General features: G+C 72.2%; 13 protein-coding genes. 7 read left to right on the plus strand and 6 right to left on the minus strand.

The window, feature by feature from the left end; all coding sequences use genetic code 11:
* Positions 1 to 112 precede the first annotated feature (112 nt).
* The gene (locus BJY17_RS07840) at positions 113 to 781 is read left to right on the plus strand and encodes a fasciclin domain-containing protein (RefSeq protein ID WP_179550864.1); all 669 of its coding nucleotides are present in this window, start codon (positions 113 to 115) and stop codon (positions 779 to 781) included.
* Positions 782 to 940: 159 nt separating this feature from the next.
* Complete coding sequence (locus BJY17_RS07845; protein WP_179550865.1) at positions 941 to 2,119, plus strand: MarP family serine protease; 1,179 nt, start codon at positions 941 to 943, stop codon at positions 2,117 to 2,119.
* 30 nt (positions 2,120 to 2,149) lie between these two features.
* Here the strand turns inward: BJY17_RS07845 and BJY17_RS07850 are convergent, their stop codons facing one another.
* Positions 2,150 to 3,082 carry an aldose 1-epimerase family protein gene (locus BJY17_RS07850; RefSeq protein WP_179550866.1) on the minus strand — a complete coding sequence of 311 codons (933 nt, stop codon included), beginning with the start codon at positions 3,080 to 3,082 and terminating at the stop codon, positions 2,150 to 2,152.
* On the minus strand, positions 3,079 to 3,924 hold the full coding sequence (locus BJY17_RS07855; protein ID WP_179550867.1) for a DeoR/GlpR family DNA-binding transcription regulator: 846 nt from the start codon (positions 3,922 to 3,924) through the stop codon (positions 3,079 to 3,081). The genes BJY17_RS07850 and BJY17_RS07855 overlap by 4 nt, the downstream gene beginning before the upstream one ends.
* Positions 3,925 to 4,064: 140 nt before the next feature.
* On the opposite strand from BJY17_RS07855, the gene galT reads away from it, so the two are divergent.
* Positions 4,065 to 5,213, plus strand: coding sequence for a galactose-1-phosphate uridylyltransferase (galT, locus tag BJY17_RS07860; protein ID WP_322789904.1), 1,149 nt, complete (start codon positions 4,065 to 4,067; stop codon positions 5,211 to 5,213).
* Positions 5,210 to 6,388 (plus strand): galactokinase, encoded by a 1,179-nt coding sequence (galK, locus tag BJY17_RS07865; RefSeq protein ID WP_179550869.1) that lies wholly within the window; start codon positions 5,210 to 5,212, stop codon positions 6,386 to 6,388. The genes galT and galK overlap by 4 nt, the downstream gene beginning before the upstream one ends.
* 38 nt (positions 6,389 to 6,426) lie before the next feature.
* Here galK and BJY17_RS07870 read toward each other — a convergent pair whose 3' ends face one another.
* Entirely contained in the window at positions 6,427 to 6,912 is a 486-nt protein-coding gene (locus BJY17_RS07870) for a YbaK/EbsC family protein (protein WP_179550870.1), read from the minus strand.
* 87 nt (positions 6,913 to 6,999) lie between these two features.
* Here BJY17_RS07870 and BJY17_RS07875 point away from each other — a divergent pair, with 87 nt between their 5' ends.
* The gene (locus tag BJY17_RS07875) at positions 7,000 to 8,277 is read left to right on the plus strand and encodes an APC family permease (protein WP_179550871.1); all 1,278 of its coding nucleotides are present in this window, start codon (positions 7,000 to 7,002) and stop codon (positions 8,275 to 8,277) included.
* A 47-nt stretch (positions 8,278 to 8,324) separates the two neighbouring features.
* Entirely contained in the window at positions 8,325 to 8,861 is a 537-nt protein-coding gene (locus tag BJY17_RS07880) for a gamma carbonic anhydrase family protein (protein ID WP_179550872.1), read from the plus strand.
* Positions 8,862 to 8,967: 106 nt separating this feature from the next.
* Here BJY17_RS07880 and BJY17_RS07885 read toward each other — a convergent pair whose 3' ends face one another.
* From BJY17_RS07885 to BJY17_RS07895, 3 genes are read right to left on the minus strand one after another with little or no spacing between them, the layout of a single operon-like run.
* Positions 8,968 to 10,290 (minus strand): DUF6716 putative glycosyltransferase, encoded by a 1,323-nt coding sequence (locus BJY17_RS07885; protein ID WP_179550873.1) that lies wholly within the window; start codon positions 10,288 to 10,290, stop codon positions 8,968 to 8,970.
* Positions 10,291 to 10,316: 26 nt separating this feature from the next.
* On the minus strand, positions 10,317 to 11,192 hold the full coding sequence (locus tag BJY17_RS07890) for an N-acetylneuraminate synthase family protein (protein ID WP_179550874.1): 876 nt from the start codon (positions 11,190 to 11,192) through the stop codon (positions 10,317 to 10,319).
* A 14-nt stretch (positions 11,193 to 11,206) separates the two neighbouring features.
* Entirely contained in the window at positions 11,207 to 12,649 is a 1,443-nt protein-coding gene (locus BJY17_RS07895; protein ID WP_179550875.1) for a cytidylyltransferase domain-containing protein, read from the minus strand.
* 245 nt (positions 12,650 to 12,894) lie between these two features.
* On the opposite strand from BJY17_RS07895, the gene BJY17_RS07900 reads away from it, so the two are divergent.
* The gene (locus tag BJY17_RS07900) at positions 12,895 to 13,437 is read left to right on the plus strand and encodes a hypothetical protein (RefSeq protein WP_179550876.1); all 543 of its coding nucleotides are present in this window, start codon (positions 12,895 to 12,897) and stop codon (positions 13,435 to 13,437) included.
* Positions 13,438 to 13,477 lie beyond the last annotated feature (40 nt).

A 13,477-nucleotide genomic window follows, 5' to 3' on the forward strand; every position in this document is an offset into this window, starting at 1 on the left:
GATCCGATTGGTCGGCGGGTTCGCCGATCTCCGACCAATCCGATCGGCGACCGGCGCCGAACCCCTCGCAACGACCCGCTTCCGCGGTCGCCATTCACGAAGGAGTCGACCGATGCGTTCCACGAACCGCAGCACCCGCACCGCCCTCGCGGCGTTCTCGATCACGGCGGTCGCCGTGCTCGGGCTCGCCGGATGCAGCATGGGCGGCAGCGCCGCCGAGAACGACGAACCCGCGATGTCGTCGGAGGAGACCCAGCCCAGCGAGCAGGCGATGGAGGCCGACCCCGCTGCCGACCTCGTCGGACCGGGCTGCGCCGCCTACGCCGAGGCCGTGCCCGAAGGCCCGGGTTCCGTCGTCGGCATGTCCACCGACCCGGTGGCCGTCGCCGCATCGAACAATCCGCTGCTGACGACGCTCGTCGCCGCGGTCTCGGGCCAGCTGAACCCCGACGTCGACCTGGTCGACACCCTGAACGGTGACGAGTTCACCGTGTTCGCTCCCGTCGACGACGCGTTCGCGAAGATCGACGCGGCGACGATCGAGTCGCTGAAGACCGATTCGGCGACGCTCTCGAAGATCCTCACCTACCACGTGGTGCCGGGTCAGCTCTCGCCCGATGAGGTCGTCGGCACCCAGACCACCGTCGAGGGCGGCACCGTCGAGGTGACCGGCTCGGGCGACACGCTCATGGTCAACGACGCCGCGGTCATCTGCGGCGGCGTGCACACCGCGAACGCGACGGTGTACCTCATCGACTCGGTGCTGATGCCGACGATGTAGCACCGCGCACGGACGAGCGGCCCCGCCGACCCGACGGCGGGGCCGTTCCCGCGCGCACTGACAGCGGGGCCGCTCCCGCGCGCCACGGTCTGCGCGCCTTCAGCACTCTCGAAGACGGATGCCTCAGGCTGGAGTCCCCCGGCCTCGAAGGGAGCCCCCGTGGTCTGGAGCATCGTGCTCGACGTCGCACTCGTGCTCGTCTTCATCGGCGCGATCGTGAACGGCTGGCGCGCCGGCCTCCTGCGCACGGCCGCCGGGCTCGTGGGTCTCGTCGCGGCAGGCATCGCCGCGTACTTCGTGATGCCGTGGATCGCAGCCCTGGTGCCATGGCCCGAGTGGCGGGCGCCCGCGGCGATCGCGGCGGCCGTCACCCTGCTCTGCCTCGGCGCCTGGCTCGGCGCGGTGGTCGGGCGGCTCCTGAGCCGTGGTGTGCGGGCGGTCAAGCTCGGCGCGCTCGACCGCATCCTCGGCGCCGTGGGCAACCTGCTCGTGACCGCGTTCGTCGTCGCGCTCGTCGCCTCGGGGGTATCGGCCATGGGCGTGCCCGTGCTCTCCCCCGCGATCGCCGGATCGCGCGTGCTGCAGGGCCTCGACGCCGTCACGCCCGCTCCGACGCGCACGCTGCTCGCCGAGATCCGCACCGCCGCCCTCGGCGACGGCCTCCCCTGGCTCGTCGACGTGCTCGGCGGGCCGACCGAGGCCCCGGCCCTGCCCACGTTCGACGTCGACGATCCCGAACTCGCCGCCGCCGCGGCATCCGTCGTGCGCGTCACCGGCAGCGCCTTCCAGTGCGGCTCGACCCTCTCGGGCAGCGGCTTCGTCGTGGCGCCCGACCGCATCGTGACGAATGCGCACGTCGTCGCCGGAGTGACCGAGCCGATCGTCGAGGCTCCCGGCCAGCCGGCGACGCCCGGCCGCGTGGTCTCGTACGACGCGGAGCACGACCTCGCCCTCATCGCCGTCGACGGCCTCGCGACGCCGCCCCTCGCACTGGCGACGCCCTCGCTCGGGCAGGAGGTCGCCGTGGCCGGGTACCCCTTCGGCGGCCCGTTCGAACTGCGCCCCGCGAACGTCATGGCGAGCGGGCCGCTGACCATCCAGACCGACGGCCGCACCTCGACGCGCGACATCGTGACGCTCGCCGCCGACGTCGATCACGGCAACTCCGGCGGGCCGGTGCTCACGGGCGACGGCGAAGTCGCCGCAGTCGTCTTCGCGAAGTCGGAGACGGTCGACAACGTCGGGTTCGCCATCCCGATCTCCACGCTGGCACCGCTCGCGAACGAGGCGTCGAGCCTCGATGCGAGCGTCGACTCGGGGACGTGCGTCGTCGGTTGACGCCAGATCGCCCTCGGGAGACCGGCTCCGCTACTCCGCCGCGAACCCCTCGAAGCGAATTCCCCATGAGATCTGCCACTCTTCGCCCGGGTCGAGCCAGCGCAGGCCGCGGCCGGAGTTGAACGCCTCGGCGGGGGCGGTCATGGGTTCGATCGCGATCGCGACGTCGCCGTCTTCGCCGGGGAACGCGGTCGTGGTGTAGACCTGCACGTACTCGAACGCCGACTCGGCCCAGATCGAGACCGTGCGGCCGTCGGGCGCGGTGAGCGTGTGCAGCACCTGGCCGTCTTCGCTCGCGATCTCGCCGAAGGCGTCGTCGAGCGAGACGTCACCGACGCGGCGACCCTCGCGGAAGTCCCATTCGGTGCCGTCGACCGGCACCTCACCGGTCGGCAGCAGCCGCTCGTCGACCTCGATGTGGCTTGCGGCGTCGAGGCGCAGCTCGAGGTCGGCCGTCGGCACGCCGCCGATCTTCAGGTACGGGTGGGTTCCGATCGCGACGGGAGCGGGATCGGCGCCGAGGTTCTCCACGTAGTGGGTGACCCGCAGTCCGTCGGGGACGAGTTCGTAGTGCACGGCGGTGCCGAGCAGGAACGGGTAGCCGAGTTGCGGGTACACCGTCGCCGAGAGCGTGACCGAGTCGCGTTCGCGCGAGATCGGCTTGTACTCGGTGTTGCGGAGCAGCCCATGGATGGCGTTGTTCCTCGCGGGCTCGGAGATCACGAGCTGGTGGTCGACGCCGTCGTGGCTCCAGCGGCCGTCGCGAATGCGGTTCGGCCACGGCACGAGCACGATGCCGGCCCCTGAGGGAGGCGTCTGGTCTTCTGCGAACGGCGGCACGAGGTCGATGCCGTTGATGCTGAGGGTGCGGATGCCTGCGGCGACGGCGGTGATGGTCGCGCGGATGTCGCCGCTCGACGTCGTCGTCTCGAGCACGAACTGCTCGCCCGTGGGAAGGGTCATGGATCCACTCTAGGGTCTCTGGCGAAGTGCACAGCGAGCCCGGCATCGAGCAGTTCGGCGACGATCGGCGTCGGGGCCGCGGCATCCGTGACGAGCCCGTCGAAGGCATCGATCGGGGCGATCCTGCCGAGGTGCACCTCGCCGAGCTTCGATGCGTCGGCGACGACGATCGAGCGCGCGGCCGCGCGCATCATGAGGGACTTGACCGACGCCTCGGGAAGGTTGGCATTCGTGACGCCGTGTGCCGCGTCGACCCCGTTGCAGCCGATGAAGGCGAGGTCGACGTGCACCTCGTCGAGCATCGAACCGGCGAGCGGATGCACGAGCGAATGCTGCTTCGGGCGCAGCGTGCCGCCGGTGACGACGACCGTGAATCGCGGGATCTCGGCTTCGAGCTCGAGGGCGATCGACAGGCCGTTCGTGAAGACCACCAGATCTTCGAGGTCGGTGCGGGCCCGTAGGGATCGGGCGACCTGCAGGGTCGTGGTGCCGACGTCGAGGATGATGCTCTGGCCGCTGCGCACGAGCGACGCGGCATGTTCGCCGATGAGTCGTTTCGGTTCGACGGATGCCTCGAGCGCCTCTTCGAAGCTCGGTTCGCGGTCGGGGCGCTCGGCGGCGAGCGGCGAGGTGAGCGGCACGGCGCCGCCGTGGACCCTCCGGATGCCGCCCTGGCGCTCGAGCGCGTCGAGGTCGGCACGTGCGGTCACCGTCGTGACGCCGAATGCGCGCGAGAGCTCGGCGACGCGCACGAAACCCCGCTCGGCGACGAGGGCGAGCGCGAGTTCGCGGCGCCGCGGCGCGTCGAGGGGCACGTTCGCGGGCGCGGTGTCGATCGACATACCGGAATCATGCGCGCTCGACCGCGACTTTGCAATACGAAATGCGTTTGTTTGCGAAACGAAAGACGCGTAGGGTGTGGCGCGTGACCGACTCGAACGACGCCGCCGGCGCGGCATCCGCTGCCCCTGTCGACCCGCGCATCACCGTGACCTCGACGCTGCTCGCCGACGGCCGCGAGCTCATCTACTTCGACGACGCCGACTCGACGCTGCCCGCTGAGCGCGCGATCGACGAGCGCGTGCTCGACCCGCGCCCGGCGAACGCCGAGATGCGCCAGGACCCGCTCACCGGCGAGTGGATCTCGATCGCCGCCGCCCGCCAGAACCGCGTGTTCCTGCCGCCCGCGGATCTCGACCCGCTCGCCCCGCAGCGGCCCGGCAACCCGTCGGAGATCCCGAGCACCTACGACGTGGCCGTCTTCGAGAACCGCTCGCCCTCGTTCGGCCCCGCACTCGCCGATCCGGCTGCCTCGAACGCCGACGCCCTCGCCGGCCTCCGCCGGGTCGGACTCGAGCGAACGCACCCCTCGATCGGCCGCTGCGAGGTCGTGTGCTTCAGCCCCGAGCACGAGGGCTCGTTCGGCACCCAGACCGTCTCCCGCGCCCGCACCGTCATCGAGGCGTGGGCGCAGCGCACCGCCGCGCTCTCGGCCCTGCCGGGCGTGCAGCAGGTCTTCCCGTTCGAGAACCGCGGCGAGGCGATCGGCGTGACCCTCGGCCACCCGCACGGGCAGATCTACTCGTACCCGTATGTCACGCCCCGCACCGAACGGCTGCTCGACTCGATCGACGCCTACGGACCGACGCTCTTCGCCGACCTGCTCGAGCGCGAACGCGGCGGCCCGCGCGTCGTGCTCGCCGGCGAGCACTGGACGGCCTTCGTGCCGTTCGCGGCGCGCTGGCCGATCGAGGTGCACCTGCTCCCGCACCGTCACGTGCCCGACCTCGCCGAGACGACGCTCGCCGAGCGCGACGAGCTCGCCGAGCTGTACCTGCGGCTCCTGCGCGGCGTCGACCGGCTCTACGACACCCCGACGCCGTACATCGCCGCCTGGCACCAGGCTCCCGTGCACGAGCGCCGCGACGAGGTGCGGCTGATGCTGCAGCTCACGAGCCCGCGCCGGGCCGCCGACAAGCTGAAGTTCCTCGCCGGCTCCGAGGCCGCGATGGGAGCATGGATCGGCGACGTCACCCCCGAATCCCAGGCCGCGGCGCTGCGCGCCGCGATCGACTCCGTCGCCGTCCCCGACTCCGACTCCGACTCCGACTCCGAAGGAACCCGAGCATGACCGACGCCACCGCCGCCGACACCGCCGCAGCCGAGACCGCCGCCGGCTTCACCGAGCGGTACGGGCGCACCCCGGTCGGCGTGTGGTCCGCGCCCGGGCGCGTGAACCTCATCGGCGAGCACACGGACTACAACGACGGATTCGTCTTCCCGTTCGCGATCGACCAGCGCGCGAGCGTCGCTCTCGGATCGCGCGACGACCGGCTCATCCGCGTCTCCTCGACCTTCACGCCCGAACCCGTCGAGGTGCACCTCGACGACCTGTCGCCCGAAGCCCTCGACGGGTGGTCCGCCTACCCCCTCGGCGTCGCCTGGGCGCTCGGGCAGTTCGGCGCCGACCTCGCGGCCGTGCCCGGCGTCGACCTGCACATCTCGAGCACGGTGCCCGTCGGAGCCGGCCTGTCGTCATCGGCCGCCATCGAGTGCTCGGTGGCGCTCGCGCTCGACGAGCACTGGAACCTCGGCCTGGATCGGCCGACGCTCGCCAAGGCCGGCCAGCTCGCCGAGAACCGCGTCGTCGGCGCGCCCACCGGCATCCTCGACCAGTCGGCCTCGCTTCTCTCCCACGCGGACGCGGCCGTGTTCCTCGACTGCCGCAGCCTCGACGCCGAGGTGATCCCGCTCGGCCTCGCCGCCGACGGCCTCTCGATCCTCGTCATCGACACCAACGTCTCGCACGCGCATGCCACCGGCGGGTACGCCGCCCGGCGCGCCTCCTGCGAGGCCGGCGCGACGGCGCTCGGCGTCGAGTCGCTGCGCGACGTGCACGTCGGCGACCTCGAGCGCGCCGCCGCACTGCTCGACGACGAGACCTTCCGCCGTGTGCGGCACATCGTCACCGAGAACCAGCGCGTGCTCGACACCGTGCGCACCCTGCGCGAGCACGGCGCTGCCTCGATCGGCCCGCTGCTCGACGCCTCGCACGTGTCGATGCGCGACGACTTCGAGATCAGCGTGCCCGAGATCGACCTGGCCGTCAGCACGGCGCAGGCGAACGGCGCGATCGGCGCTCGCATGACCGGCGGCGGCTTCGGCGGTTCCGCGATCGCACTCATGATCGACGGGCTCGTGCCCGTGATCGAACGCGAGGTGCGACGCGAGTTCGCCGAGCAGGGCTACCGCGAGCCGACGATCTTCGTCGTGCGGCCGAGCGAGGGCGCCAGACGCGACTCCTGAGGGGCACGGAAGGCGTCTGCCGCCGCTCAGCGCCACCGTCAGGCGGGCGGCGCCTCGACGGCGTGCGGCGTGCCGCCCGTGATGCGCACGAGCTCGTCGAACGAGGTCGGGAAGACCGTCTTCGCGTGCCCCGCAGCCGCCCAGACGGCCGGGTAGTCGGCGAGCTGCACGTCGACGACCGTGCGCACCGGCGAGGGGTGGCCGAGCGGCGCGACCCCGCCGATCACCTGGCCGGTCGCCTCCTTCACCGTCTCCTTCGAGGCACGACGGATGACGCCGCCGAGCTGCTGCCCGAGCCACTCAGTGTCGACCCGGTGCGACCCCGACGTCAGCACCAGGATCGGCTCGTCGTCGATCGTGAAGACGAGGGAGTTGGCGATCTGGCCGACCTCGACCCCGAGTGCCTCCGCGGCGAGCGGGGCGGTCGTGACGGCATCGTCGAACCACACGATCTCGGGGGTGAGCCCGTGCCCGGCGAGGGCATCGGCGACTCGGTCGACGGCGGCGTGCGATGGCGATGGCATGCCGAAGATCCTAGCGACCGGGGTGCCGCACGGGTCGTGCGCCGGCAGGTTTCACCGCTCGTCATCCGCATGCCCTAGTGTGCGAGCGTGGAACAGCCCTCCCTCGCCCGCCGCCTCGGCCTCCGACAGGCGGTCGCGATCGGCCTCGCCGCGATGATCGGCGCCGGCGTCTTCTCGGTGTTCGCCCCCGCGGCTCAGGCTGCAGGCGCCGGGCTCATGATCGGGCTCGCGATCGCGGCGTTCGTGGCCCTCGCCAATGCAGGCTCGACGGCGCAGCTCGCCGCGCGGTACCCGGAGTCGGGCGGCGCCTACCGCTACGGCCGAGAGCGACTCGGCGAATGGCCGGGATTCCTCGCCGGCTGGGGTTTCGTCGTCGGCAAGACCGCGAGTTGCGCCGCCATGGCGATGACCTTCGCCGCCTACCTCGCGCCGCCCGACTGGCAGCGGCCACTCGCCGTCGCCGCCGTCGTCGCGATCGCCGCCGTCGACCTGCGAGGCATCAGCCGCACTGCACGCGTGGCGACCGTCATCGTGATCGGAGTGCTCGGGGTGCTCGCGCTCGTCGTCGCCGCGGGCGCGACGGCGACGTTCGACGGTGCCTCGGGCGCGGTGTCGAGCGGCTCCTCGCCCTTCGGCTCCACGACGATCGACCAGGGCTGGCTCGGCATCCTGCAGTCCGCCGGGCTGCTGTTCTTCGCATTCGCCGGGTACGCGCGCATCGCGACGCTCGGCGAGGAGGTCCGCGAGCCGGCGCGCACGATCCCCCGAGCGATCGGCATCGCATTCGCCGTCGCGGTGCTCGTGTACGCCGGCGTCGGTGCCGCAGCACTCGGCGCCCTCGGGCCGACGGGGCTCGCGGCATCCGTCGCCCCGCTCGTCGACGTCGTCGAAGCCGCAGGGTGGCAATGGGCCGCGCCCGTCGTGCGCGTCGGCGCCGCGGTGGCGGCGCTCGGGGCGCTGCTCGCCCTGCTCGCGGGCATCGGCCGCACCGCCCTCGCGATGGCGCGCGACGAGGAGCTGCCGCCACCGCTCGCTCGGGTGCATCCCCGGTTCCGGGTGCCGCACGTCGCCGAGATCGCCGTCGCGCTCGTCGTCATCGCGCTCGTCGCGACCGTCGATCTGCGCGGCGCGATCGGGTTCTCCTCGTTCGGCGTGCTGGTCTACTACCTCGTCGCGAACCTCGCCGCGATCACGCAGCCGCGGTCGGAACGGCGCTTCCCGCAGGCGCTCTCCGCAGCAGGGGCAGTCGGATGCCTCGTGCTCGTCGCGACCCTTCCGCCCGTCTCGATCGTCGCGGGCGTCGTCGTGTTCGCGATCGGGGCCGCGTACCGTCTCATCAGCAGGGCCGCGCGGCCGAGCGGCTGACCGGCCGGCAGCTCGGGCCGCACGACCGGCGCGCGTAGGCTGTCCGCATGTCTGCAGACCCCTCGGCTCGCATCCTGACCATCGCCGGCATCGCCGCGCCCGCGCTCGACGAGACGGCGTTCGTCGCCGCGGGTGCCGTGATCGTCGGCGACGTGCGCCTCGCCGCAGGATCGAGCGTCTGGTACAACGCCGTGCTCCGCGCCGAGGCCGAGCCGATCAGCATCGGCGAGGGGTCGAACCTGCAGGACACGGTCGTCTGCCACGTCGATGCGGGCTATCCGCTGACCGTCGGCCGCGGCGTCTCGGTCGGGCACGGCGCGGTGCTGCACGGCTGCACGATCGAGGACCACAGCCTCGTCGGCATGAACGCGACCGTGTTGAACGGCGCCGTGATCGGCGCCGGCTCGCTCGTGGCCGCGGGCGCCGTGGTGCTCGAGGGCACGGTCGTGCCGCCCGGCTCGCTCGTCGCCGGGGTGCCCGCCAAGGTGCGCCGCGAACTCAGCGACATCGAGCGCGCCGGCATCCAGCGCAACGGCGCCGCCTACCTGATCCACGTCGAGGAGCACTCGGCGCCGGTCGACTGACGCGCGGCGCCACCGCCGGTCTGAGAACAGGACGACACGCCGAGACGGCTCCCGCAACAGGCACGGGTTGCCCGCTTCGGCACGCGCTGCCTGTCTCCGTGGCCGATCAGGCCTCGACGACGCCCCCGCGGCCCGCAAGCACGCGCCTCCGAGCCCGCCGGGCCCTGCGCAGGAGCCACCGGGCGGGCACCGCCACGACCATCGCCGCAGCACCCGCGAGCGAGCGGTCGTGCGACCCGAGCATGCGCTTGCGCTCGAAAGCACGTCGCAGCGCTCCGCCCGCGAGGTTGTGCGCCCTGGCTCGCGAGCCGAGCTGTCCGGCCGCCCGCTGCGCGAGCAGTCCCGCGAGCGCGAAGCTCCAATCGTCGAACTCGCGTCCGTGGAAGTAGTCGTCGGCGAGCCACGCCGCGTTCGGGTGCCGAAGCTCCCAGTCGGCGAGCGCGTCGGCCCCGCCGAACAGGCCGCTGCCCTCGAAGACCGTGTTGATGAGCTTCGGCGTCACCCCGAACTCGTCGACGAGCAGCACCGGCAGGCCCGCGGCGATGGCTTCGAGCACCGCCGTCGAACTCACAGTCACGAGGCCCGCCGCGCGGCTCAGCTGAGCGGCCATCGGACCATCCTCGACGACCAGGTTCGGCGGAAGCGTGCCGCCGAGCTCACGGCGCACCTCGGCGTCGGCGAGCATCTCGGCGTAGTCGAACGCCTCGGCGTGGGTCTGCGCCTCACCGCGCCGTGCGCGCACCTTGACGACGACCCGCCGAGACGGGCGGCTCCTCGCGGCAGCGGCGAGCCACCCGAGCAGGCGCAAGCGATCCTCGCGCTCGGCGGGCACCTTGGCCTGCGCCGCGAAGACGAGATCGGTGCGCCGCACGTCGGCCGCGACATCCGTGGCCGCCGCATCGGGCAGGAACGGGAGCGTCGCGAGCCCGAAGTCGATGTTCGCACCGAGCCGTTCGGCGTTGCTGCGGAACTCGCGCACCTCGCGGCGGCTGTGCAGCACGATGAGATCGACCAGCTCGCGGTAGACGATCGCCTTCGGCTCGGCGGGGATGGTGAGTCCGGGGAAGCCGCTCATGATCACCGGCCGATCGGGCGCCCGTCCCACGATGGGGGCGACGACGCGCACGAGGGGGCCGCGCAGCGCGAGCAGCACGACGTCGGGTCGGGTGCGCGCGAGCAGCTCCCCCAGGTCGTCGAGGTCGACGGTCTCGATCGACCCGGCGACGAATCCGGATCCGGCGAGCGCGGCCCCCAGCTGCCGCGCGCTCGGCTGCACGGGCGTCCGCAGCACGACGAGGTCGCTGCGCCACGAATCCGGGAAGCCGCGTGCGAACGCCGCACCCCACTTGACGTAGGAGTCGGAGTCGGCGACCACGAGCAGTCGACCGGCGGGGCCGGGCCCGATCCGGACGTTCGGCGATCGCGGCATGCGCCCTGGATCCGCTCCCCCGTCGCTCACAGCGCGGGAACCCGGCGCAGCTTCGCGCGCGGCGCCTCCTCGCCGGGGAACACGCGCTTCACACCGTCGCCCATCGCCTCGCCGATGACCCGGATGTCGCGCACCAGGTGCTCGAACCCGGTCGGCTCGAGCGAGGCCGCCTGGTCGGAACCCCACATCGCCCGGTCGAGCGTGATGTGGCGTTCGACGGCCACGGCGCCGAGGGTGACGGCGGCGAGCGAGATCTGCAGCCCGCGCTCATGGCCCGAGTAGCCGATCGGCACGCCGAGGTAGCGACTGCGCAGGGTTCCGATCGTGCGGAGGTTCGCCTCCTCGGGCGGCATCGGGTAGCTCGAGGTCGCGTGCAGCATCACGAGGCGATCGGTGCCGAGCACCTCGACCGCCCGGTCGATCTCCTCGAGCGTCGACATGCCCGTCGAGAGGATCACGGGCTTGCCCGTGGTGGCGATCGCCTCGAGCAGCTCGAGGTCGGTGACCGAGGCCGAGGCGACCTTGTGCGCAACCACGTCGAGTCCCTCGAGGAACTCGACCGACGGCACGTCCCACGGCGACGCGAACCAGTCGATGCCGGCGCGCAGCGCATACGTGGCGATCTCGAGGTACTCGGGCTCGCCGAACTCGACGCGGCGCCGGTAGTCGAGGTAGCTCATCGTGCCCCACGGAGTCTCGCGCGGCACGTCGCGCATGTGCTCGGGGGTCGCGATCTCGGGGGTGCGCTTCTGGAACTTCACGGCCTGCGCGCCCGCCTCGACCGCGACGTCGATGAGGCGCTTGGCGATCTCGACGTCGCCGTTGTGGTTCAGGCCGATCTCGCCGATGACGTAGACCGGGTACTCGCTGCCGACGACCGACCGGCCGATGCGCACAGACATGTTCACTCCCTCATTCAGGATCGCGCGGAGGCGGGATCGGGGTCGTCGTTCGCCGCGGCGGTATCGCGCGCGGCGAGGATCAGGTCGGCGAGTTCGCGCACGGCTCCGTGGCCGCCCGTGCTGGTGAGCACGTGGCGCGCGGCGGCGAGCGCCTCGGCCGCGGCATCGGGTACGGCGATGGGCCAGCCGACGAGTTCGAGGGCGGGCAGGTCGCCCCGGTCGTTGCCCAGGTACGCGATGCGATCGAGACGGATGCCGCGGCGCCCCGCCCACTCGCGCAGCACCGCACCCTTCTCCTCCACGCCCTGCACGCACTCGACCCCCAGCTTCTCGGCGCGGCGCCCGACGACCGGGTTCTGCTCGGCCGACAGGATCAGCACGGGCAAGCCTGCCTTCCGGAGCCGCGCGATGCCGGCGCCGTCGCTGCGGCTCACGCGCACCGACTCCCGCCCGAGCTGGTCGACCATGACGGTGTCGTCGGTGTGCACCCCGTCGAAGTCGGTCACGAGGGCGTCGACGTCGATGCGCGGGCCGACCGCGTCGAGCGCGCCGCGTGCCGCACCGGGTCGAGCGGATGCCGCGAGCCCGCGATCAACGTGCGCCGCGAGTGCTCTCGCCCGCTCGAGGTCGGCGAGGTCGTCGATCTCGATGGCGTGGTCGGGGTCGACCGGCTGGATGCCGATGCGCCCGAAGAAGCGGTGGCCGGCCGCGCGGAACCCGTCTGTGGCGAAGACGTAGAACGCCCCCGTCTCGAGGTACTCGGGCTCGCGCTCCTGACGGCGGAGGCGGCGGGATGCCTCGTGGTTCACGCCGACCGCGGAGTCCGCGTCGGCGTCATCGCGCCAGAGGAACACGTGCGATAGAGCACCCGAGAACACGACGTCGCGCTGCCCCGAGGCGACGCGGGCGATCGCGGCGTCGAGATCGGCAGGGTCGATGAAGGGCGAGGTGGCCTGGATGAAGACCGTGACGGGGTGCTCGGCTCCCGGTCGGCGTTCATCGCCACCCTCGACGCCGGTGCGGCCGCCGAGCGGGCCCGGCGCGAGCGGGCCGAGCGCGTCGCGCAGCTCGAGTTCGTCGAGCGCGTGCAGCAGTGCCGACTCGCTCGACGCCGCGGAACCCGAGAGCTGGGCCGGCCGGTCGACGACGGAGGCACCCGCTGCGCGGGCGGCGTCCGCGATCGCGGAATCGTCGGTCGAGACGACGACCCGGTCGATGCGGTCGGCGGCGAGCGCAGCGCGCACGGCCCGGGCGATGAGCGGCACCCCGCCGACGCGGGCGAGGTTCTTGCCGGGCAGCCCGACGGAGCCGCCACGAGCGGGGATGATCGCGGTCGCACGTGCGGTCGCGGCATCCGTTCGGCGGGAGCCGGTGCCGACCGGATGGTCGTCGGGCCGCGTCGCCGGCGCGGGCGGGACTGCGGCGCGCGGTGTTTCGACGAGTTCGACCCTGGCCATGGCGCGAAGCTACGCGCGTAACGCGGCCGCCCGGTGCACACGTGGTGAACACCGGGCGACCTGCAGGTCGACGAGCGGTGCAGTCGCTGCGCCGTTCTCTCCCCCCTGAACCGGGGGTGCCTTCGATCGTGACGCGGACACTACCGTCGGCAGTGGCGACCAGACCGCTGCATGTGCCAATCGGCACTGCTGTGATCGCGGGACTGTCTCGGCCTGCTTCGAAGAACCCGGAAAGGACGGACCCGGTGATTCGTCCCATTGCCATCAGCGCACTCGGCACTGGAGACAGTGTCGACGCCGGCCGAACGATCCCGATCCGTGCAGCGATCTCGGGCGTCGCGATGACGCTCGTACTGGGTCTGCTCACGGCCTGCGGTCCGACGCCGGCCGGTTCCGGCGGGCTGGTCGGGCGGATGCTGGGCATCGACGACACCGGACTCCCCCACCATGCACTCGGTGGTGGTGGGCTGGCGGTCCTCCCGGTCGACGTCATGGACGGGCCGTTCTGGGAGGTCACGGGCGAGATGCCGATCACCAACCCGGACGAGTGGGTGAACGTGGTGGCGAAGCTGAGTGAGGCTGACGTCGCAGAGCTCGGCGGCACGACCTCTCTGATCGAGGAGGATGGAGATTTCCGAATCACCGCCCCTCCGGGCGAATATGTCGTGTGCTACTGGCTTGGCCACGTTGGGGTGAGCGTCACCGGATGTGTCGACCTCGAATTGCCGCGCGAAGGCGAACTCGCCGCATCGTATGGCGAGGGTGGGTTCGGCATCGCTGTCAAGTAGTAACCAGGCTTTCGGTGATCCCGACCACAGGCCGTCGTGC

This window comes from Agromyces hippuratus (assembly GCF_013410355.1).
Lineage (GTDB): Bacteria > Actinomycetota > Actinomycetes > Actinomycetales > Microbacteriaceae > Agromyces > Agromyces hippuratus.